This window comes from Pantoea sp. UBA5035 (assembly GCF_002415245.1).
GTDB lineage: Bacteria > Pseudomonadota > Gammaproteobacteria > Enterobacterales > Enterobacteriaceae > Pantoea > Pantoea septica.
In genome coordinates, this window is record NZ_DICD01000011.1 from 288,054 (window position 1) to 309,285 (window position 21,232).

Annotated in this window: 17 protein-coding genes; 9 read left to right on the forward strand and 8 right to left on the reverse strand. The window is 59.4% G+C overall.

Translation table 11 applies throughout. The features are described 5' to 3' along the window. Positions 1-240 precede the first annotated feature (240 nt). The gene (aaeR, locus tag B3229_RS08995; protein WP_033754793.1) at positions 241-1,158 is read left to right on the forward strand and encodes an HTH-type transcriptional activator AaeR; all 918 of its coding nucleotides are present in this window, start codon (positions 241-243) and stop codon (positions 1,156-1,158) included. An 82-nt stretch (positions 1,159-1,240) separates the two neighbouring features. On the opposite strand, the gene tldD is transcribed toward aaeR, so the two are convergent. From tldD to csrD, 8 genes are all read right to left on the reverse strand, one after another. Continuing rightward, positions 1,241-2,686, reverse strand: coding sequence for a metalloprotease TldD (gene tldD, locus B3229_RS09000; protein WP_033754790.1), 1,446 nt, complete (start codon positions 2,684-2,686; stop codon positions 1,241-1,243). Between the two features lie 126 nt (positions 2,687-2,812). After that, a complete protein-coding gene (gene yhdP / locus B3229_RS09005) occupies positions 2,813-6,631 on the reverse strand; it encodes an AsmA2 domain-containing protein YhdP (RefSeq protein ID WP_286870394.1) in 3,819 nt (1,272 codons plus the stop codon). A gap of 146 nt (positions 6,632-6,777) precedes the next feature. Then, positions 6,778-8,247 carry a ribonuclease G gene (gene rng, locus B3229_RS09010; protein ID WP_033754786.1) on the reverse strand — a complete coding sequence of 490 codons (1,470 nt, stop codon included), beginning with the start codon at positions 8,245-8,247 and terminating at the stop codon, positions 6,778-6,780. Position 8,248: 1 nt separating this feature from the next. Next, a complete protein-coding gene (locus B3229_RS09015; protein ID WP_048785009.1) occupies positions 8,249-8,830 on the reverse strand; it encodes a Maf family protein in 582 nt (193 codons plus the stop codon). A gap of 8 nt (positions 8,831-8,838) precedes the next feature. Then, positions 8,839-9,327, reverse strand: a complete 489-nt coding sequence (gene mreD, locus B3229_RS09020; RefSeq protein WP_033754780.1) for a rod shape-determining protein MreD — start codon at positions 9,325-9,327, stop codon at positions 8,839-8,841. Then, positions 9,324-10,316 carry a rod shape-determining protein MreC gene (gene mreC / locus B3229_RS09025; RefSeq protein WP_286870395.1) on the reverse strand — a complete coding sequence of 331 codons (993 nt, stop codon included), beginning with the start codon at positions 10,314-10,316 and terminating at the stop codon, positions 9,324-9,326. The genes mreD and mreC overlap by 4 nt, the downstream gene beginning before the upstream one ends. A 147-nt stretch (positions 10,317-10,463) precedes the next feature. After that, positions 10,464-11,507: a rod shape-determining protein MreB gene (mreB, locus tag B3229_RS09030; protein ID WP_003855260.1), complete on the reverse strand. Its 1,044-nt coding sequence runs from the start codon at positions 11,505-11,507 to the stop codon at positions 10,464-10,466. 311 nt (positions 11,508-11,818) lie between these two features. Beyond that, positions 11,819-13,768, reverse strand: coding sequence for an RNase E specificity factor CsrD (gene csrD / locus B3229_RS09035; protein ID WP_286870396.1), 1,950 nt, complete (start codon positions 13,766-13,768; stop codon positions 11,819-11,821). Positions 13,769-14,050: 282 nt separating this feature from the next. Here csrD and msrP point away from each other — a divergent pair, with 282 nt between their 5' ends. The 8 genes from msrP (at position 14,051) to prmA (ending at position 20,871) form a co-directional block, all read left to right on the forward strand. Then, positions 14,051-15,055 carry a protein-methionine-sulfoxide reductase catalytic subunit MsrP gene (msrP, locus tag B3229_RS09040; RefSeq protein ID WP_033754769.1) on the forward strand — a complete coding sequence of 335 codons (1,005 nt, stop codon included), beginning with the start codon at positions 14,051-14,053 and terminating at the stop codon, positions 15,053-15,055. After that, a complete protein-coding gene (msrQ, locus tag B3229_RS09045) occupies positions 15,056-15,658 on the forward strand; it encodes a protein-methionine-sulfoxide reductase heme-binding subunit MsrQ (RefSeq protein WP_286870397.1) in 603 nt (200 codons plus the stop codon). It begins immediately after the preceding gene. Between the two features lie 222 nt (positions 15,659-15,880). Further along, the gene (gene aroQ, locus B3229_RS09050) at positions 15,881-16,333 is read left to right on the forward strand and encodes a type II 3-dehydroquinate dehydratase (RefSeq protein WP_033755287.1); all 453 of its coding nucleotides are present in this window, start codon (positions 15,881-15,883) and stop codon (positions 16,331-16,333) included. Between the two features lie 21 nt (positions 16,334-16,354). Then, on the forward strand, positions 16,355-16,822 hold the full coding sequence (accB, locus tag B3229_RS09055) for an acetyl-CoA carboxylase biotin carboxyl carrier protein (protein ID WP_048785016.1): 468 nt from the start codon (positions 16,355-16,357) through the stop codon (positions 16,820-16,822). A gap of 11 nt (positions 16,823-16,833) precedes the next feature. Next, positions 16,834-18,183: an acetyl-CoA carboxylase biotin carboxylase subunit gene (accC, locus tag B3229_RS09060; protein ID WP_033754760.1), complete on the forward strand. Its 1,350-nt coding sequence runs from the start codon at positions 16,834-16,836 to the stop codon at positions 18,181-18,183. Between the two features lie 126 nt (positions 18,184-18,309). Further along, positions 18,310-18,552: a YhdT family protein gene (locus tag B3229_RS09065; RefSeq protein WP_286870398.1), complete on the forward strand. Its 243-nt coding sequence runs from the start codon at positions 18,310-18,312 to the stop codon at positions 18,550-18,552. Further along, on the forward strand, positions 18,542-19,978 hold the full coding sequence (panF, locus tag B3229_RS09070; RefSeq protein WP_048785020.1) for a sodium/pantothenate symporter: 1,437 nt from the start codon (positions 18,542-18,544) through the stop codon (positions 19,976-19,978). The genes B3229_RS09065 and panF overlap by 11 nt, the downstream gene beginning before the upstream one ends. Before the next feature lie 11 nt (positions 19,979-19,989). Next, positions 19,990-20,871 carry a 50S ribosomal protein L11 methyltransferase gene (gene prmA, locus B3229_RS09075; protein ID WP_286870399.1) on the forward strand — a complete coding sequence of 294 codons (882 nt, stop codon included), beginning with the start codon at positions 19,990-19,992 and terminating at the stop codon, positions 20,869-20,871. The last annotated feature ends 361 nt before the right edge of the window (positions 20,872-21,232 follow it).

Genomic DNA, 21,232 nt, shown 5'->3' on the forward strand with positions numbered 1-21,232 from the left:
TCCTTAGCCTGCCCGGCTGCAAGCCGCAACGGCTGGGTGGCGGATGACAGCATCCGAACCACTGCTGAGTAAATAATAGCGTATCATCGGGCGGCAACAGACGTTTTGCAGCAGGTCGGCTTAACCCTTCCCGGGCAAAAGCGAATCACCGGGGAATACCCGGGCGCGCATATAGTAACGCGCCTGACTATACGTTTTCTACAGAATGTGAGCTAAATCACTTTTTAATCAGAGTAAACAATGGAACGACTGAAAGGCATGTCAATTTTCGCCAAAGTGGTTGAATTAGGTTCTTTTACCGCCGCCGCACGCCAGCTTCACCTCAGCGTTTCGTCTATCAGTCAGATTGTGGCGAAACTGGAAGATGAGCTACAGGTTAAGCTGCTGAACCGCAGCACGCGCAGTATCGGCCTGACCGAGGCGGGCAAAATTTATTATCAGGGCTGTCGCCGCATGCTGGCTGAGGCCACGCAGGTGCACGAGCAGCTCTACGCGTTCAACAATACGCCGGTCGGCACGCTGCGCATCGGCAGCTCCTCAACCATGGCGCAAAACGTCCTGGCCGAAATGACCAGCAATATGCTGCGCGAGTATCCTGGCCTGAGCGTGAATCTGGTGGCGGGCATTCCGGCGCCGGATCTGATCGCCGACGGGCTCGATTTGGTGATCCGCGTGGGCGCGCTGAAGGACTCCAGCCTTTTCTCTCGCCGCCTCGGCGCGATGCCGATGGTGGTGTGCGCGGCGAAAAGCTATCTGCAGCAGCACGGCGCGCCGGAAAAGCCGGCCGACGTCGATAACTTCGCCTGGCTTGAGTACAGCGTGCGTCCCGATAACAATTTCGAGCTGATCGCGCCCGAAGGACTGGTTTCGCGCCTCTCGCCGCAGGGCCGTTTCGTCACCAACGATTCGCTGACGCTGATCCGCTGGCTCAAGGCTGGCAACGGCATCGCCTATGTGCCGATGATGTGGGTGATAGAGGAGATTAACGCAGGGGAGATCGATATTCTTTTCCCGCAGTATCAGTCCGATCCGCGTCCGGTTTATGCGCTTTATACCGAAAAGGATAAGCTGCCGCTGAAGGTGCAGGTGTGCATCGACTATCTCACGGAGTATTTCCAGCAGGTGGCGGAGCAGTATCAGCAGCATCGCGCCAGCTGACGGCCTGCGCCGTGCCCAGCGATCGAAAGCGCCCGGTCCGGCATCCTTGCCAGACGCGCGCGCTCTCAGCGAGGGCGGAGGATCAGGCGGTGCCGCCGACGGTAAGTTTATCCAGCTTCAGCGTCGGCTGGCCAACCCCGACCGGCACGCTCTGCCCCTCTTTGCCGCACACGCCGACGCCTTTATCCAGCGCCAGATCGTTGCCGACCATCGAGATTTGCTGCATCGCCTCAATGCCGGAACCGATCAGCGTGGCGCCTTTCACCGGCTTCGTCACCTTGCCGTTCTCAATCAGATAGGCCTCTGAGGTCGAGAAGACAAATTTGCCGGAGGTGATGTCGACCTGGCCGCCGCCGAAGTTAGGCGCGTAGATGCCATACTCGACGCTTTCGATAATCTCCTGCGGCGTCGATTTGCCCGCCAGCATATAGGTGTTGGTCATACGCGGCATCGGCAGATGCGCATAGGACTCGCGGCGGCCGTTGCCGGTCGGCGCGACGCCCATCAGACGCGCGTTGAGCTTGTCCTGCATATAGCCTTTCAGCACGCCGTTTTCGATCAGCACGTTGTACTGGCCCGGCACCCCTTCGTCATCTACCGCCAGCGAACCGCGCAGCCCTTCGATGGTGCCGTCGTCCACTACGGTGCAGAGCTCGGACGCCACCAACTGGCCCATTTTACCGCTGAATACCGAGGTTTCGCGGCGGTTGAAGTCGCCTTCCAGGCCATGGCCTACCGCTTCGTGCAGCAGCACGCCCGGCCAGCCCGCGCCCAGCACCACCGGCAACGTGCCTGCCGGCGCGGCGACGGCAGAAAGATTGACCAGCGCCATGCGCACCGCCTCTTTCGCCCAGGCGTCAGCACGCACGTCGCCGTTTTCATCAGCGAGGAAGAATTCGTAGCCGACGCGCGCGCCGCCGCCGCTGGAACCGCGTTCGCGTTTGCCGTTATCCTCTACCAGCACGCTGACGGAGAGGCGCACCAGCGGACGCACGTCCGTTGCCAGCGTGCCGTCGGTCGCTGCCACCAGCACCTGCTCGTAAACGCCGCTCAGGCTGGCGTTGACCTCCTGCACGCGCGCGTCTGCGGCGCGCGCTACTTTGTCCACGCGCTGTAGCAAGGCGATTTTATCTTCGCGCGTCAGGCTGTCGAGCGGGTTAAGCGGCTGATAAAGCGCGCGATGCATAACGTTAGAAAGGGTATGCGCCTTGCCGTTGCCCTGCTCGCGCACGATGCTGCGTGCCGCTTCCGCAGACTGGCGCAGGGCGTTCAGGGTAATCTGGTCCGCATAGGCGAAGCCGGTTTTTTCGCCGCTGACGGCGCGCACGCCGACGCCCTGGTCGATATGCCAGGAGCCGTCTTTGATAATCTTGTCTTCCAGCACCCAGGATTCATGGAAGCTGGACTGAAAATAGAGGTCGGCATAATCCAGACGACGTTCTGAAAGCTGCCCTAACAGGGAAAACAGGTCCTGCTGATTAATATTGTTAGCAGTTAGCAACTGCTCACTTACCAGGTTCAGAGTCATCGTATCTCGCTCGTTTTATGCTCAGATAATGAGGGTGTGACACTCATTGTGCGTCAGAGCCCGGTGGCCCTGCGCTAATAACGTCAGATTTTACTAGCCTGCGGCAATTCCCTGACGGCGTCAAATTCACTTCTTCTCGTCTTCGCGCGGTTTGCGCAGAACTTCGTTGATTTGCGGCTTATCCAGCGGGCCGTCGATGTGATAGCGCAGCAGCGAGATCTTATTCCACAGCGGACCCAGCACCTTACTCGCTGCGAAGACCGCCGCACCCACGACCGGATTAATCACAAAGGCGGTGGCTACGCCGACCGAGGCGGAGATCTCGGGTGCGACCACCGCTTCCATATCGATATTGCGCTTCACTAAATCGACCTTGCCCTGCATCGCGATATCCGCTTCAAGGCCATCCACCAGGAGGTTATCGGTGCGCATCACGCCGTTTTCAATCCACGCGGTGCCGTTGATCGAGTCGAAGTAGAAACCGTCATTATTAAATGTATCGTTAAAATCGAGACGCAGCTTGCGCAGCAGCGCATCAAAGCTCACCAGACGCAGCAGCTGTCCCGCCGCGCCGGTATTGACGTCGGCGATCTGCCCTTTGCCGAAGTGGGTTTTAAGCGTGCCGCTCAGCGTCTCTTCCGAAGGCTGCCATGGCGCCGAGCGCCAGTGCAGATCGTAATCAACCTTGAAGGAGGCGTCGCGCAGCGGCGTATTGACGCCAAACCAGTTGGTGGCATTGTTGATATTGCTGCCGCTCAGCGAGCCCTTCAGTGAGGTGCGCGGGGCATCAGGGCTGTTGACCCATTCGCCGGAGACCTTGAGACGCGAGCTGCCGGTATCCACCAGACCGTTAGTAAGTGCTAACGTATCACCTTTCGGCGCGACCTGCGCCTGGATACGCCCGAATTTCTGACCGCGCAGCCAGCACTCGGCGCAGCTCAGCTGCAGCGCGGGCCAGCGGCTAAAGTCGATTTTACTCGCCTGCTGCTGCTGGCGCGCCGCACCGCTGTCGCCGCCGCTTTGCCATTCGGGATTGTAATAGAGGTAGTCGAGGGCGACGCGCCATGCGGCGTTTTGCGCCATCGCCAGCGAGCCGCGAATTTCGCGCCCTGTGATGCTGACGTTGCTGCTGCCCTTAGCGCCTTGCTCCAGCGTCGCGTCGATATCATGCCACTGCTGCCCGGCCAGGGTGACCGCCGGCGTGCGCAAGGTGACGTCGCCCGGCAGAGCCACGCCGCCCATTTCGCTCGCGCCGCCGCCCTGAGCGGCGCCGCCCGCCATCATCAGTCCGGCCCAGGCCTCCCCGTCCAGCGCGGGTAGATTCAATACCATGCCCGCGCGATCCGGCAAGGCGGGTTTGCTGCGCGCATCGTTCAGCCAGACGCCGCGCTCGACGCGTAGCTGCGGCTCAAGAAGCCAGCGGCTGTTAAAGCGATGGCGATTCGCCACGCTGCCGCTGAGTTCGAACTGTTTCAGATCGCCGCTGGCGCTAACCGCGATAGGCATCGCTTCGCCGCCAGCCTTGTTGAGCGGCGCCGGTAAGCGACTGCTTACTTCTTTTGCATCGCCTTTCAACTCGACGTCATAGTGCGCTCCGCCCTGATGCGGCAGCGTAATGTTAACCTTGCCCTGCCATGGCAGGTGGCCGCTAAGCTGGCTGGCGACCTGCGCGGGCACCTGCGACAGCTTCGCCGGCTGCCAGTCGCCGTCGAGCTGGATATTGACGCCGAAGTCCTGCGGATTCTCTTTGGTGCTAAAGCTGACGCTGACCGGCTGACCGAACCAGTTCGCGCGCAGCGTATCGCTGTCCAGATTGCCGTTATTAAAGCGGAACCGGCCGGTGAGGTTTTCCAGGGTAGTGTCGAGCGGCTTAATGTGCAAAGCGTTATTGTTGAGATCGACGTTGCCGCTGGCGTGCACCAGCTCGCCGTCGAGCGGAATATCAAGCTTCAGGTGCCCCTGGGTTTTTCCCTTTATCTCCAGCTGCTCCAGCGCCGCGCCCAGCGACTTTTTCAGCGGCGTGTCCTGAAAATAGCGCGCGATCTGATCGCCATTGCCACTGATATCGCCGTCGATCAGCAGCTTCTCTTTCAGATAGTCCGGGATGACCGCGCTGAAATTGCTGACGTCTACTTCGCCCAGCCTGAAGCGCGGCGCCCGCATCCACAGCCCGTCGTTGATAAAGTCGAGATCGATATCGAGCTGCGTCACGTCAGGCCAGTTGGGCTGAAAGGCGTAGGTTCCGTGTCGCAGCGGCACCCAGACCTGAAACATGCCGTCGTTGTGGCTGAAGGGGAACAGCTTCGGATTGCCGGCGAAGAGCAGCGTGGCGTTATCGACCTGGCCACCTTTGATGGCGCCGCTCAGATAGCGCGTGAGCGCCTTGCCCATCAGCGGCTGCGGGAAGTAGCGCCAGGCGTCGCCCGCGTCGGTAACGCGGATGCCGGCGAGAATGTCGAGGCGCGGATCACGCCCAAGATTTTGCTGATAGCGGAAATCGCCGCGCGCCCAGAGCGATCGCGCCTGCACATCGAGATCGCGGCCGTCGAGCGTTAATCCGTTCGCGTCGCGCAGCCAGCTCAGCGAGCCGTGCAGCTGGTGGATCTCCAGCGGCGCGTTGAACATGGCGCTATAGGCTACATCGGTGCGGCCCATGGCGACCTTGACCTGCCCATTGCTCAGACTGCCGCGCGCCTCGCCGCTCAGGTTGCTGACGCCCGGCAGCAGCTGCCAGGGCTGCCAGCGGAAGTCGCGCCATTTGACCTGCATCCGCGTCTGATCCGGCTGCTCCAGCGGAATATCCAGCGCCAGCCCTTCGATGGTGCCCTGCGGCTGCAGCGCGCGCCAGTTTTCGAACAGCGACGGCGACAGCGGCGCGAAAAGCGGCACCAGCGGCGCGATACGGTTCAGCGCCAGCTGCGTCGCCCTGACCCGCACTTCGCCCTGATGTTCAGGGCCGAGCAGCTCTTTATCCTGCGGACGCCACAGCAGCGCGAAGTGCCCTGCCGGCCACGCCTCGCCGTCGGTGCTGAGGCGCGTCTGCGGCACGCTGACCATCCAGCCGTTTTGATAGCGCGAGAGGTGCGCAGTCAGGCCGTCGACCTGCAGGTGATGCGCGCCCTCTTCGCTCTGCCAGTTCGCGCCGCCCTTGCGCAGCAGCAGATCGCCTGCGTAGAGCTCGCCTTCACTCAGGCTGACCCAGGCCGCCAGGCTAAACCGCGCGCTGTCGAGCCGCGTATTGTCGCGCATCCAGCGCCCCAGCCACGGCCGCACGTCGACGTCGTCCGCCTGCATCCAGATGCGGCCGTCGTTGAGTAAGCCTTCGCTATCGTTTAAGTCGAGCCGCACCTGCACCACGCCGTGCTGGCCGGTAAAGCTGGAGAGGCTCACCTCGCCTTCCGCGCGATGGCGGTTTTTTTCGTTCAGCCAGGTGAGTTTCGGGATCGCCAGCTCGGCGCGCTGGCCGGAAGGGGTGCGGAAAAAGATCGAGCTGTCGCGCAGGTCGAAGTGATCGAACTGACGCAGGAAAAGTTCGTTGATGCGGCCGGGTCGGAAGCTGTTTTTCTCTTTATCGCTGGAGAAAAGCGGACGGTTGCTGTCGAGGCGTAGCTGCCAGAAGGTGAGATCGCGAAACTGCCAGCGCCAGTGAAGCAGTGACTGCCAGACATCCAGCGCCAGCGTGACGCGTGCAATGTCGAGCTTGCCGTTCTCCTGCATATCGACGCGCAGATCGCGGATCTGCAGAGTCGGCCCGAAGGTTTCCCAGCGGCCGCTCAGCGCGTCGGCGGTCACGCTGACGCCGCTGGCGCGCGACACCGTCGACAAAATTTCGCTGCGGTAGCTGTCGAGGTGCGGCATCGCCAGACGCAGCCCGCTGACCAGCAGCGCCACGATCACAATCGCGGTCGCAACCAGCAGTAACATAATCCTCGGCAGCTGCCTCACACACCTCTCCTTGTCTTCCGCATTGGACGGATGGTTATCTCTCATACTCAACCGTCGCCAGACAATCAGCGGTATGAATGCGCATTTTAACCTAAGCAAGGCCGCTTTTTTAGCCCGTCGACGAGGGATTCGCCGGAAGCGAGGGCTTACATCATGACGACGTCGAACTGCTCCTGGGTATAGAGCGGTTCAATATGCACCTTGACCTGTTTGCCGACGAAAATCTCCACCTCCGCCAGCGCGTGCGATTCATCGCTTTTCAGCGCTTCGCCGACTGCCGGGGAGACATAGACCAGAAAACGATCGGAGTCGTAGGCGTGATGGACGCGGACGATTTCACGCATGATTTCGTAGCAGACCGTTTCCACCGTCTTCAGCGTGCCGCGCCCTTTGCAGACCGGGCAATCCTCACACAGCACATGCTCAATGCTTTCGCGCGTGCGCTTGCGCGTCATTTCTACCAGGCCCAGCGCCGAAAAGCCGTGGATGCCGGTTTTTACCCGATCCTTGCTTAGCGCCGCCTCCAGCGAATGCAATACGCGGCGACGATGCTCTTCGTTGCTCATATCGATAAAGTCGATAATGATGATGCCGCCGAGGTTGCGCAGCCGCAGCTGGCGCGCAATCGCCTGCGTCGCCTCGACGTTGGTATTAAAAATGGTTTCGTCGAGATTGCGGTGGCCGACAAAGGCGCCGGTATTGATGTCGATAGTGGTCATCGCCTCGGTCTGATCGATGATCAGATAACCGCCTGACTTCAGCTCGACCTTACGGTCCAGCGAGCGCTGAATTTCATTCTCGACGTCGAAAAGATCGAAAATCGGCTGCTTGCCGGCGTAGAGCTCCAGCTTGTCGGCCATTTCCGGAATGTATTCGCGCGTGAACTCCACCAGCAGTTCGCAGGTGAGCCGCGAATCTACGCGGATGCGATCCAGCGCCGCGCCGGCGAAATCACGCAGAATGCGCTGCGCCAGCGCCAGCTCGCCATAGAGCAGGCAGCGGGTCTGATTGCGTTTTTTCCGCTCGGTGACTTTGGTCCAGAGGCGTTTCAGAAAAGCGGCGTCCTGCGCCAGCTCCTCTTCGCCGATGCCTTCGGCCGCGGTACGGATAATAAAGCCGCCGAGATCGTCGCAGTAGTCCGCTACCACCGCCTTCAGGCGTTCGCGCTCGCGTTCGCTTTCGATACGCTGAGAGACGCCGACGTGCGAGGCGCCTGGCATAAAGACCAGATAGCGCGACGGCAGCGTGATGTCGGTGGTGAGGCGCGCGCCTTTAGTGCCGAGCGGATCTTTCACCACCTGCACCATCAGATCCTGTCCCTGCCGCACCAGCTCGGCGATATCGCGCACGATAAAGTTTTTCTTCTCGTCGCCGGCGACGCACTCGGTGTGCGGCATAATATCGGAGGCGTGCAAAAAGGCGGCTTTATCCAGACCGATGTCGACAAAGGCCGCCTGCATGCCGGGCAGAACGCGACTGACGCGTCCTTTGTAAATATTGCCGACGATGCCGCGCCGCGCTTCGCGCTCGATATGTATTTCCTGCAGAATGCCGCCGTCGATATAGGCAACGCGCGTCTCGGAAGGCGTGACGTTGACCAGTAATTCAGCCGTCATGTTATCCCCTTACGGCACGCAGTGACTGAAAATGGCTGAATAACTCGCCTGTCTCAACCAACGGCAATCCGACAACCGCGTGATAGCTTCCATTAATTTTACGGACAAAGTTTCCACCTGTGCCCTGAATTCCATAGGCGCCGGCTTTGTCCATCGGCTCGCCGGTCGCGATATAGTCGGCGATCTCCGCCGCGCTCAGCAGGCGAAAGGTCACGTCCGTCGTCACTAAGCAGTCGAGCGCGCGCTCGCGATCCGCCAGCGCAACGGCGGTCATCACCTGATGCGTCTGGCCGGAGAGCCGCGCCAGCATGCTGGCGGCGTCGGCGGCGTCGCGCGGTTTTTCCAGCACGTCGCCGTTGAGCACCACGATAGTATCCGCGCCCAGCACCGGCAGGTCCTGTTCCGCCACGGCGACGCCGGCGCGCGCTTTATCATGCGCCAGGCGACGCACATAGCTTTCCGCCGCTTCATCAGGGCGGCGTTGCTCTTCAACATCGGTATGGAGACGTTCAAAAGAGAGGCCAAGCTGCGTCAGCAGCTCACGTCGACGCGGTGAACCGGAAGCCAGATAGAGGGATAGCATAAAATTCCTTACTGAACAGCGAACTGACGACGAATCTTTCTCATTAATAAGAATAGCCAGGGCCAGAGAATCCCGTCGATAACGCTGCTCCAGAAAATTTCCGGCCTGAACGATACGTTGATCACCAAAAATTCCGCCCAGAAGACAATGACATCCACCGCCAGCGACAGCACCATAACCATTAACGCCTGCTGCCACAACGCTAAGTTGCGGAAAAGCTGGAATTTAAAGGCGACCAGATAGGCAATGATGCTGAGCGCCAGCGCGCGTACGCCAAGGGTGGAGCCGGCGATCAGATCCATCACCCCGCCCAGCACGAAGCCGGTGCCGACGTTGACGCGGTGCGGTAGCGCCAGCACCCAGTAAACCAGGATAAGCAGGATCCATGAAGGCCGGAACATATAGAGCTGTTCCGGCCACGGCATGATCTGCAGCACGAGGGCGACAAGAAAGGACAGCCAGATAACCCAACGACCCTGGCTGCGGTAACGACTCAAGGCTGGCCTCCGCGCGCGTTAGCAGGCGCGCTTTGCGTGCCGCCGCTGCTGGCTGGCGCTGGCGGTCCCATCTCGCCCGCTGGCGGCAACACCTGCGGCATCATCTGCATCAGGCGTTCGTTGGCGACGCGGTGCACTTCATCCGGCGCCATCGGCATGTCGCCGTTTTTATCCGCGCCCCACAGCAGCAGCAGATAGCGCAGGCGCTGCAGACCGGCGGTCGGACGTGCCTGAATCACGGTATAGGCGCGCTGTGTATCCACCTTGACGGAAGAGACCACCGCGACCGGATAACCTTCCGGGAAACGCCCGCCCAGGCCAGAGGTCACCAGCATATCGCCGACGCGAATATCGGTGTTGCCCGGCAGGTGCTCCAGCTGCAGATCTTCGGTGCAGCCGTTGCCTGCCGCGATGACGCGAATATCGTTGCGCAGCACCTGAATCGGCAGCGCATGCGACGCGTCGCAAATCAGCAGCACGCGGCTGGTCACCTGGCCGACGGCGATAACCTGACCGACGACGCCTTTGTCGCTGATGACCGGCTGGCCTTCATAGACGCCATTGACGCTGCCTTTGTCGATCACCACCTGATCGGTGTAAGGATCGGTGCCGGTGGAGATCACCTGCGTCACCATCTTGTGCTCGTCCTGACGCAGCGGCGAACCGAGCAGTTCGCGCAGGCGTGCGTTTTCCTGCTTATATTGCCCCAGCATCAGCAGGTCGCTGTTTTTCAGGAAAAGCTCGCGGCGCAGGGCTTTATTCTCCAGCTCAAGCTGCTGGCGCGACGCCAGCGAACCGGAAATACCGTCAAGAATCTGACGCGGGCCGTTGGCCAGGAAATAAAACGGACTGACCGATGTGTCCAGATAGTTGCGGATTTGGGTAAACGAACCCAGGCGGCTATCGGCGACGATAATCGCGATGGCTACTATCACCGCCAAAAACAGGCGCAACTGCAGGGAAGGCCCCCTGCTAAAAATCGGCTTCATATATTCTGCGTGTTCCTCGACAACAGGTAAGGAAGTACGGCCATCGCCGTACTTCCCTGGGCTGGACGTCTGACGCCAACGCGCGCGGCGTCAGCTTCCACGCGACTCCCTGCGCATTTCGATTCAGGTCTCAGCCGATTGAGGCGATTATTCTTCGCTGAACAAATCGCCGCCATGCATGTCGATCATTTCCAGCGCTTTACCGCCACCGCGCGCCACGCAGGTCAGCGGATCTTCTGCGACCACCACCGGAATGCCGGTCTCTTCCATCAGCAGACGATCCAGGTTGCGCAGCAGCGCGCCGCCGCCGGTCAACACCATGCCGCGTTCGGAGATATCCGACGCCAGTTCCGGCGGGCACTGCTCCAGCGCGACCATTACCGCGCTCACGATGCCGGTTAACGGCTCCTGCAGCGCTTCCAGAATTTCATTAGAGTTCAGCGTAAAGCCGCGCGGCACCCCTTCCGCGAGGTTACGGCCGCGTACTTCGATTTCGCGCACTTCGTCGCCCGGATAGGCGGAGCCGATCTCATGTTTGATACGCTCTGCCGTCGCTTCGCCGATCAGCGAGCCGTAGTTACGGCGCACATAATTAATGATCGCTTCATCAAAGCGATCGCCGCCGATACGGACAGAGGATGAATAAACCACGCCGTTCAGGGAGATGACCGCCACTTCGGTGGTGCCGCCGCCGATATCGACCACCATAGAGCCGGTCGCTTCTGAAACCGGCAGGCCAGCGCCGATCGCGGCCGCCATCGGCTCTTCGATCAGGAAGACTTCACGCGCGCCCGCGCCCTGCGCAGATTCACGGATAGCGCGACGCTCTACCTGGGTCGCGCCGACCGGCACGCACACCAGCACGCGCGGGCTAGGACGCATAAAGCTGTTGCTGTGCACCTGTTTAATAAAGTGCTGCAGCATTTTTTCAGTGACGAAAAAGTCCGCGATCACGCCATCTTTCATCGGGCGAATCGCTGCAATATTACCTGGCGTACGGCCGAGCATCTGTTTTGCATCATGGCCAACGGCCGCCACGCTCTTTGGGGAACCGGCACGGTCCTGGCGGATGGCAACCACGGAAGGCTCGTTCAGCACGATGCCTTGTCCTTTTACATAAATCAGGGTATTCGCGGTACCCAGGTCAATGGACAAGTCATTGGAAAACATGCCACGAAATTTTTTAAACATATCTAAAGGATAATCCTGCAAGCTGGGGGCGGAAAATAAAATCCGCTTACTTTACCAACCACGCGAAGCCGCCACAAGGCGCAAAAACGTTCTGCTTCGGTGAAAAAATAGACCAATTTGGCTTTACACGATCGTCAACGAGAACTCACGGGTGCAAAACAGCGGTATTCACCCGTTTTACTGGCTTCATGCGCCCGTTCAGGCGCGCTCGTTCGACATAAAATCTAACATTTCCGCCACAGGATATTGGCAATGCCGCTGCCTCTTCCTGCCGCCCAGATCCGGCTTTAGGCGGTTGCCACCGGAAATGGCTAAATATGATAGCGTTGTGAATACTTTTTCACATTACTGTTTACCGGCAGGGAAGGCGCAAAAAGATCGCCCTGCCCGCCCGATACGCCCAGGCCGATCAGCGTCTGCCATTCCGCATGCGTGCGTACGCCCGTCGCGAACACCTGCGTCTGGGCGGATTTGCACACTTCCAGCAGGCTCTGCACGAACAGCTGATTTTCAGTGCGCCGATCGATATTGCGCACCAGGCCAGGATCAAGCTTGATTAAATCAATGGGGAATTGCCTGATATAGGCGCTACTCACCACGGTTAAACCCGCCTGATCGACGGCGATACGACAGCCGAATGCCTGTAGCGCATGAAATATCGGCGCTAAACGGTTGATGTGTTGACAGACATCTGCCTCAGCAAGTTCAAATAAAAATCGTTTTCTTTGCGCTTTGGTGCACTGCAGCAGCATGTTCTGCAGCCAGTTAAAGAAAGGACGCTGCAGCAGCGAGTCGATATTGATCGGCAGCGCCAGAGTTTCGTCAGGCCAGACGTCAGACAGAGCGGCGATACGCGTGACCAGCTGACGGTCCCAGCCGTCTGCCATGCCGAACTGCAGCACCAGCGGCATAAACTCCGCCGCCAGCACCTCTTTATCGCCGTCGAAGATACGCATCAGCAGCTCGCGATGATGCACGCTGCCGTCCAGCAGCACCGCCGGTTTCTGGTAGAGACGCGGGCCGCCGCGGCTCAGCGTGTTTTCCAGCAGGGTTCGCCAGCGCACGCTGCCGCGCCCGGCATCAAGGGGATTACCCTCGCCGTTGGACCAGTTGTTGCCGCCCAGCAGCGTCGCCCGCCGCGTCGCCATCTCGACGTTGTCCATTACCTGCGACACGCTCTGCCCGCTGTGCCAGGCGCTGATGCCGATATGAATCAGATCGTCGCGGTTCACCATGCGCATCGGCGGCAGCGAATCGACGGCGTTAATGAGCTGATCTGCGATGCTGTTGGCCTCTTTCAGGCTGCGGTGCGGCAGCAGCACCGCAAAGTCGCTGCGAAAGTAGCGGGCCAGCAGCGCACCGGGGTAGCGCAATACGAAGGTCGAGAGCATATTGACCAGATCGTAGAGATACTCATCCACCAGCGTGGTTCCCAGGGTCTCATTGAGCATATCGAGATCGGGCAGGCGCACCATCATCACCACGCCGTGCGTGCCGACATCCTCCTGGTCTTCCAGCAGCGTCGCCAGCTGATTGTCAAAAAAGAGCCGGTTGTTGAGGCCGGTGCGGCTATCCTGCGCGGCAAAGGCGCGAATCAGCGTGTCGATGCGCAGGCGCTGCTCGCCCGCCTCCTGCAGATCGTTCAGCAGCACGTCGATGGCGCTGCTGGCCCGCGGCGGCCACTCGTCGACATCACCTTTGCGCAGCTGCGTCCGCTCGCCCGCCAGGATCGCCTCGGCACGTTTCTCCAGCCGCTCCATGCCGCGCCACTGGCGGTTGAGCCAGCAATGCATCATAAACAGCAGCAGGCTCATCACCAGCACCACAAAGAGGATCGCCGCCAGGGTATAGACGCCGGTAAAGGACTGGAACCAGGTTTTGGCGGGATCGAGCACCACGACGCGCATCGTTACGCCCGGCTGATGAACCAGCGGCACGTCGAACTGGATAAAGCGGTTGGTTTCATCTTCCAGCATCGGATTTTCATGCCGGCTGAGTCGGAACAGGATTCCGTCGCCGTTGCGCAGCTCGATCCGCTCGGTGTTTATCACCGTCATGGTGTGCTGCAGCCAGTCGCGCAGCGCGTCAGGCGGTTGCTTCAGCAGCGCCTGATCCACTTCGGTCGCCAGCGTCTGCACGCGTCCTTCGACGCGCTGATGGGTTAGCCAGTAAACGCTAAAAGCGCAGCCCACCAGCATCAAAAACATCGCCAGTAAGCTTAAAAATGTAATAAACGCAGATAGTTTCGTGGTTAATCGCATCCCTGTGCCTATTCGCTGCGGTAATGACCCATTTACGCCCGCCCTGCGCCGCGCCTGACGCAAGCGCGAGCAAAATAGCATAAATCCCGCTCTGCGGCAGCGCCGCTGCGTAAGATGAGCAAGTATATCCGTACCAGACAACGGTTAGCCCGGGTCGTTCAGCTTTTCGGCGCATTCTCATCGGCGCGTCGCGCCAGGAAATTTCATATTTTAGCGGCGAAAGTCGCGGCGATCGGCAATAGTCATCATGCTGGAAGGCATATTCGAGCCGGGAGGTGAGCGATGAAACCCACAAAATATCTGACTGAAGCCGACGTTACGCCGGAAAGCATCTTTAATATGCGGCGCCGCCAGGTGCTGAAAACCCTCGGCCTGAGCGCCGCGGCGCTCGGCATGCCCGGCGTCGCGCAGGCGGACGTGCTGAGCTGGTTCAAAGGCAACGATCGCCCCGCCGCGCCGGCCGGACGCCCGCTAACCTTTAGCAAGCCGGAAAAGTATCAGGCCAGCCTGACGCTGACGCCGGAAGATAAGGTCGCCGGCTATAACAACTTCTATGAATTCGGCCTTGATAAGGCGGACCCCGCCGCCAACGCCGGCACGCTGAAAACCGACCCCTGGCAACTGACCATCGATGGCGAAGTGGCGAAGCCGATTACGCTGAATATGGACGATATTTTCAAAAAGTTCGCGATGGAGCAGCGTATCTATCGCATGCGCTGCGTCGAGGCCTGGTCGATGGTGGTGCCCTGGGTCGGTTTCGAGCTTAATAAGCTGCTGAAGCTGGCGGAGCCCAACAGCAATGCGCGCTTCGTCGCGTTTCAGACGCTCTATGCGCCCGATCAGATGCCGGGCCAGAAAGATCGCTTTATCGGCGGCGGGCTGGACTACCCCTACGTGGAAGGTCTGCGCCTCGACGAGGCGATGCACCCGCTGACTCTGCTCAGCACCGGCGTCTACGGCAAAGCGCTGCCGCCGCAGAACGGCGCGCCGATTCGCCTGACCGTGCCGTGGAAATATGGTTTTAAAGGCATTAAATCGATCGTCAAGATTACCCTGACGCGCGACCGCCCGCCGACGACCTGGAATCAGATCGCGGCAAACGAATATGGTTTTTATGCCAATGTTAATCCGCACGTCGACCATCCGCGCTGGTCGCAGGCGACCGAACGCTTTATCGGCCCCGGCGGTACGCTCAGCGTGAAACGTCAGCCGACGCTGCTGTTTAACGGCTACGCCGACGAGGTGGCCTCTCTTTATCGCGGGCTCGATTTGCGGGAGAATTACTGAGTGCGCCTGACGCTGAAACAGATCGTCTGGCTCAAGGCGGTCCTGCATCTGGCGGCGTTTTTGCCGCTGGTCTATCTCTTTATGGCGGCGAACCAGGGCTGGCTGAGCGCCGACCCGGCGAAGGATATTCAGCACTTCACCGGCAGAATGGCGCTGAAGCTGCTGCTGGGCACGCTGCTGGTGTCGCCGCTGACGCGCTACGCGAAACAGCCGCTGCTGATCCGCACTCGCCGCCTGCTCGGCGTCTGGACCTTCGTCTGGGCCTCTCTTCATCTGCTGAGTTATTACCTGCTGGAGCTGGGCGTCGATAACCTGGGGCTGCTGGGCCGCGAGCTGGTCACGCGTCCCTATCTTACGCTGGGCATCCTGACCTGGCTGATTCTGCTGGCGCTCGCGGCGACCTCGTTCCAGCGCGCCCAGCGCAAACTTGGCCGCCGCTGGCAAACGCTGCATAACTTTATCTATCTGGCGGCGATCCTCGCTCCGATTCACTATCTCTGGTCGGTGAAGGTGCTCTCGCCTCAGCCGCTGCTTTACGCGCTGGGCGCGCTGGCGTTGTTAGCGTGGCGTTACAAAAAGTTTCGTCAGTGGTTGCCGCGCTAAGTTGTCTTCTCCCCGTTATTTCTGATAAAAGGTGTGGCCTTCGGGCCACGCTGGATCAACTTCGCAGATAAGACCAGTATTTTGCTGCGAATTGCCCCGAAACGGATATAATGCCCGGCTTTGTTGCGCGCGGCGTCGCCTTTTTGGGCGCGGCGGGTGACAAACGGAAGATAGCAAGGTATTTTACGCGATGCCTCAATGATTGCGGGAGATGGCAGCACGATGGCGCATAAATTTCACATTCTGCTTTTGAACGGTCCCAACCTTAATTTGCTGGGCACTCGCGAGCCGGAAAAGTATGGTCGCGCTACGCTGCAGCAGATCGTCAGCGATTTGGCCGCGCAGGCGGACCAGCTCGATGTGGAACTGAGTCATTTGCAGTCCAATGCGGAATATCAGCTGATCGATCGCATTCATGAGGCCAGAGGCAATGTGGATTACATCATCATTAATCCCGCTGCATTTACGCACACCAGCGTAGCATTGCGCGATGCCCTTCTGGCGGTAAGCATTCCTTTTATCGAGGTGCACCTCTCTAACGTGCACGCGCGTGAACCTTTCCGCCATCACTCCTATCTTTCCGACGTATCCGCCGGCGTCATTTGCGGTTTAGGCGCCGACGGCTACTCATGGGCTTTACAAACGGCAGTAAAACGCCTGTCTCACTCCAATTAAACAGAGTACGGAACCACACTCATGGATATTCGTAAAATTAAAAAACTGATCGAACTGGTTGAAGAATCCGGCATCGCTGAGCTGGAAATTTCTGAGGGCGAAGAGTCCGTTCGTATCAGCCGTGCACCTGCCAATGTGGGTTATCCCGTTATGCAGCAGGCTTACGCTGCGCCAGCTCCGCAGCCTGCGTTAGCCACCGCCGTCGCGCCGATCGCAGCGCCGGTCGTAGAGTCCGCCAAGCCTGCTGAAATCAGCGGCCATATCGTGCGTTCGCCGATGGTCGGCACCTTCTATCGCACGCCGAGCCCGGACGCGAAAGCCTTTATTGAAATCGGACAGAAAGTTAACGCTGGCGACACGCTCTGCATCGTTGAAGCGATGAAGATGATGAACCAGATCGAAGCCGATAAATCTGGCGTCGTGAAAGCCATTCTGGTCGAAAGCGGCCAGCCGGTTGAATTTGACGAGCCGCTGGTCGTCATCGAATAACGAGGCGCACCATGCTGGATAAAATTGTCATTGCTAACCGCGGTGAAATCGCGCTGCGTATTCTCCGCGCCTGTAAAGAGCTGGGCATCAAGACCGTAGCGGTGCACTCCACCGCAGACCGCGATCTGAAACACGTGCTGCTGGCGGACGAAACCGTCTGCATCGGCCCGGCGCAGTCGGTTAAAAGCTATCTCAACATCCCGGCGCTGATCTCCGCCGCCGAGATTACCGGCGCGGTCGCCATCCACCCCGGCTACGGCTTTCTCTCTGAGAACGCCGACTTCGCCGAGCAGGTTGAGCGTTCCGGCTTTATCTTTATCGGCCCGAAAGCGGACACCATCCGCCTGATGGGCGACAAAGTTTCCGCCATCAACGCGATGAAAAAAGCGGGCGTGCCGACCGTACCTGGTTCCGACGGCTCGCTGGGCGACGACATGGAGAAAAACCGCGCTATCGCTAAGCGTATCGGTTATCCGGTCATCATCAAAGCGTCCGGCGGCGGCGGCGGTCGCGGCATGCGCGTCGTGCGCAGCGATAAAGAGCTCGAGCAGTCCATCAACATGACGAAAGCGGAAGCCAAAGCGGCTTTCAACAACGACATGGTCTACATGGAGAAGTATCTCGAGAATCCGCGTCATATCGAGATTCAGGTGCTGGCCGACGGCCAGGGTAACGCGATCTATCTGGCCGAGCGCGACTGTTCTATGCAGCGTCGCCACCAGAAAGTGGTCGAAGAAGCGCCAGCGCCGGGCATTACGCCGGAACTGCGCCGCTACATCGGCGAGCGCTGTTCTAACGCCTGTATCGAAATCGGCTACCGCGGCGCAGGCACCTTCGAGTTCCTGTATGAAAACGGCGAGTTCTACTTTATCGAGATGAACACCCGTATTCAGGTCGAGCATCCGGTTACCGAGATGATCACCGGCGTGGATCTGATCAAAGAGCAGCTACGCATCGCTGCCGGTCAGCCGCTCTCTATCAAGCAGGAAGACGTGATCATTCGCGGCCATGCGGTCGAGTGCCGTATCAACGCGGAAGATCCCAACACCTTCCTGCCGAGCCCGGGCAAAATCACCCGTTTCCACGCGCCGGGCGGTTTTGGCGTGCGTTGGGAATCGCATATTTACGCCGGCTACAGCGTGCCGCCGTACTATGATTCCATGATCGGCAAGCTGATCTGCTATGGCGAAACCCGCGACGTGGCGATCGCCCGCATGAAAAATGCGCTGGCTGAGCTGATCATCGACGGCATCAAGACCAATATCGAGCTGCAAATGCGCATCATGTCCGACGAATACTTCCAGCAGGGTGGCACCAACATCCACTATCTGGAAAAGAAACTTGGACTGTACGATAAGTAAGCGCAACAGCAAGGGTGATGCCGGCGGGGTTACTGACTGCTGACAGCGCCCAGGTTGGCACCTTGTCAACAAGACCAGGCCGGTAATACCGGCCTTTTTCATTTTTGTCGCCGTAGAGGTTGCATAATGGACTGGCGTTTTCTGCAAGCGAATAAAGAGGCGCGCTGGGCGCTCTACCTGACGCTCGCCTATCTGGCCGTCTGGGGCGTCTCCGCGTGGCTGGGCGGCGATGAGGCTGGCGTGATCGGTCTGCCCCGCTGGTTTGAACTCTCCTGCGTGTTTGCCCCGCTGCTGTTTATCGTGCTGTGCTGGCTGATGGTACGTCTGGTGTTCCGCGATATGCCGTTAGAGGATAACGATGGAAACTGAAATCATTCTTCCGCTGCTGGCTTACCTGGCGCTGATCGCCGGGCTGTCGGTGTTTGCCATGCGCAAACAGCGCCAGGGCAGTTTTCTCACGGAATATTTTCTCGGCAGCCGCTCTATGGGCGGTTTTGTGCTGGCGATGACCGTCACCACTACCTATATCAGCGCCAGTTCGTTTATCGGCGGACCCGGCGCGGCCTATAAATATGGCCTCGGCTGGGTACTGCTGGCGATGATTCAGGTGCCGGCGGTGTGGCTGTCGCTCGGCGTGTTAGGGAAGAAATTCGCTATTCTGGCGCGCCGCTATAATGCGGTGACGCTAAACGATATGCTTTATGCCCGCTATCGCAGCACGCTGCTGATCTGGCTGGCGAGTATCAGCTTGCTGGTAGCCTTTATCGGCGCGATGACGGTGCAGTTTATCGGCGGCGCGCGCCTGCTGGAAACCGCTGCGGGCATTCCTTACGATACCGGCCTGCTGATTTTCGGCGGCACTATCGCGCTCTATACCGCCTTCGGCGGCTTCCGCGCCAGCGTGCTCAACGACGCCATGCAGGGCCTGGTGATGCTGGTGGGCACCTTTCTGCTGCTGTTCGCCGTCATTCATCAGGCGGGCGGGCTCGACACCGCGGTGACCAAACTGCGCGCTATCGATCCGCAACTGGTTTCGCCGGAAGGAGTCGATAACGTTATCAACCCGACGTTCCTTAGCTCCTTCGCCGTGCTGGTCTGTTTCGGCGTTATCGGTCTGCCGCATACCGCCGTGCGCTGCATCTCTTATAAAGACAGCAAAGCGATGCATCGCGGCATTATTCTCGGCACCATCGTGGTAGTGGTGCTGATGCTCGGCATGCATCTGGCCGGCGCGCTTGGTCGAGTGATCCTGCCGGATCTCACTATTCCCGATCGCGTCATCCCGACGCTGATGATCACCGTGCTGCCGCCGATGGCCGCGGGCGTGTTTCTCGCCGCGCCGATGGCGGCGATCATGTCGACCATCAACGCGCAGCTGCTGCAATCCTCCGCTACCCTGATTAAAGATCTCTATCTGCGCATCGCGCCGCAGCAGAGTGAAAACGAAGCGCGCCTGCGCCTGCTATCCGGCACCATTACCTTCTTGCTGGGCGCGCTGCTGCTGCTGGCGGCGTGGAATCCACCAGATATGATTATCTGGCTCAATCTGCTGGCCTTTGGCGGTCTGGAAGCCGTTTTCCTCTGGCCGCTGGTGCTTGGCCTTTACTGGTCGCGCGCCAACGCTGCCGGCGCCATCTCCGGCATGCTGGCGGGCGCCGGAAGCTACACGCTGCTTGCCAGCCTCAATATTCAATGGGGTGGCTTTCACCCTATCGTTCCGTCATTGACCATAAGCCTGCTGGCTTTTCTGGTCGGTAATCTGTTTGGCCGCGCGCCTGATGCCGCGCTGGAATAAAGAGAAACGCTATGCCATGGATTCAAATCAAAATTAACAGTACCGGCGAGCACGCCGAACCCCTCAGCGATGCGCTGATGGAGAGCGGCGCGGTCTCCGTGACCTTTCAGGATACGCACGATAATCCGGTTTACGAGCCGCTGCCGGGTGAAACGCGCCTGTGGGGCGATACCGACGTAATCGGCCTGTTCGACGCGGAAACGGAGATGGAGGATGTGGTCGCAGAGCTGAGCCAGCATCCTCTGCTGGGATCCGGCTTTCGCCATAAGATCGAACAGATCGAAGATAAAGACTGGGAGCGCGAGTGGATGGATAACTTTCATCCGATGCGCTTCGGCGAGCGCCTCTGGATCTGCCCAAGCTGGCGCGACGTGCCAGATCCTGACGCCGTTAACGTCATGCTCGATCCGGGCCTGGCGTTCGGCACCGGCACTCACCCGACCACGTCGCTCTGCCTCACCTGGCTGGACGGCCTGGATCTGGCGGGCAAAACGGTGATCGATTTCGGCTGCGGTTCCGGCATTCTGGCGATTGCCGCGCTGAAGCTGGGCGCAGCGCAGGCGATCGGCATCGATATCGATCCGCAGGCGATCCAGGCCAGCCGCGATAATGCAGAGCGCAACGGCGTCGCCGATCGCCTGTCGCTCTATCTGCCGCATCAACAGCCTGAGAACCTGCAGGCCGACGTCGTGGTCGCCAATATTCTCGCCGGTCCGCTGCGCGAGCTGGCGCCGCTGATTGGCGTGCTGCCGAAAGCGGGCGGCCATTTGGGTCTTTCCGGCGTGCTGGCCAGCCAGGCGGAGAGCGTTTGCGAAGCCTATGCCGATCGCTTCACGCTCGATCCGGTGGCGGAAAAAGAGGAGTGGTGCCGCATTACCGGCGTGCGCCGCTAATATGATCGCAGGTCGGTTACGCCGCCCTGCTTTTATCTTGAGCTAAACCAAAGCGCGCCCCAGCTCGTTAATTACGTTCCGGCCGCAATCAAATTGCGCAATAAAGCAGCACATGGGCGTCATATCTCTGGTTAATTGCCTGATGTGGCGCTTTTTATGTTGTGATTTACGCCATGTTTTGAGAAAAATTTTTGTTCACAATTTCAGCATATTTTTTTAAGCTATTGAATATTAATAATAATTAAAAAATTGACTGCTGTTTAACCGTCTTTATCCCGTTATTTACGGCGAATTGTTCAAAGTTTGGCCTTTCATCTTCGGTAAAAAATGCGTAATATACGCCGCCTTGCGAACAGTTACG

What these genes read in the sequence shown, in the direction of transcription:
- aaeR (WP_033754793.1), top strand. Translation starts at nt 241, where the DNA reads ATGGAACGACTGAAAGGCATGTCAATTTTCGCCAAAGTGGTTGAATTA.
- tldD (WP_033754790.1), bottom strand. Translation starts at nt 2,686, where the DNA reads ATGACTCTGAACCTGGTAAGTGAGCAGTTGCTAACTGCTAACAATATT.
- rng (WP_033754786.1), bottom strand. Translation starts at nt 8,247, where the DNA reads ATGACGGCTGAATTACTGGTCAACGTCACGCCTTCCGAGACGCGCGTT.
- B3229_RS09015 (WP_048785009.1), bottom strand. Translation starts at nt 8,830, where the DNA reads ATGCTATCCCTCTATCTGGCTTCCGGTTCACCGCGTCGACGTGAGCTG.
- mreC (WP_286870395.1), bottom strand. Translation starts at nt 10,316, where the DNA reads ATGAAGCCGATTTTTAGCAGGGGGCCTTCCCTGCAGTTGCGCCTGTTT.
- mreB (WP_003855260.1), bottom strand. Translation starts at nt 11,507, where the DNA reads ATGTTTAAAAAATTTCGTGGCATGTTTTCCAATGACTTGTCCATTGAC.
- csrD (WP_286870396.1), bottom strand. Translation starts at nt 13,768, where the DNA reads ATGCGATTAACCACGAAACTATCTGCGTTTATTACATTTTTAAGCTTA.
- msrP (WP_033754769.1), top strand. Translation starts at nt 14,051, where the DNA reads ATGAAACCCACAAAATATCTGACTGAAGCCGACGTTACGCCGGAAAGC.
- aroQ (WP_033755287.1), top strand. Translation starts at nt 15,881, where the DNA reads ATGGCGCATAAATTTCACATTCTGCTTTTGAACGGTCCCAACCTTAAT.
- accB (WP_048785016.1), top strand. Translation starts at nt 16,355, where the DNA reads ATGGATATTCGTAAAATTAAAAAACTGATCGAACTGGTTGAAGAATCC.
- accC (WP_033754760.1), top strand. Translation starts at nt 16,834, where the DNA reads ATGCTGGATAAAATTGTCATTGCTAACCGCGGTGAAATCGCGCTGCGT.
- B3229_RS09065 (WP_286870398.1), top strand. Translation starts at nt 18,310, where the DNA reads ATGGACTGGCGTTTTCTGCAAGCGAATAAAGAGGCGCGCTGGGCGCTC.
- panF (WP_048785020.1), top strand. Translation starts at nt 18,542, where the DNA reads ATGGAAACTGAAATCATTCTTCCGCTGCTGGCTTACCTGGCGCTGATC.
- prmA (WP_286870399.1), top strand. Translation starts at nt 19,990, where the DNA reads ATGCCATGGATTCAAATCAAAATTAACAGTACCGGCGAGCACGCCGAA.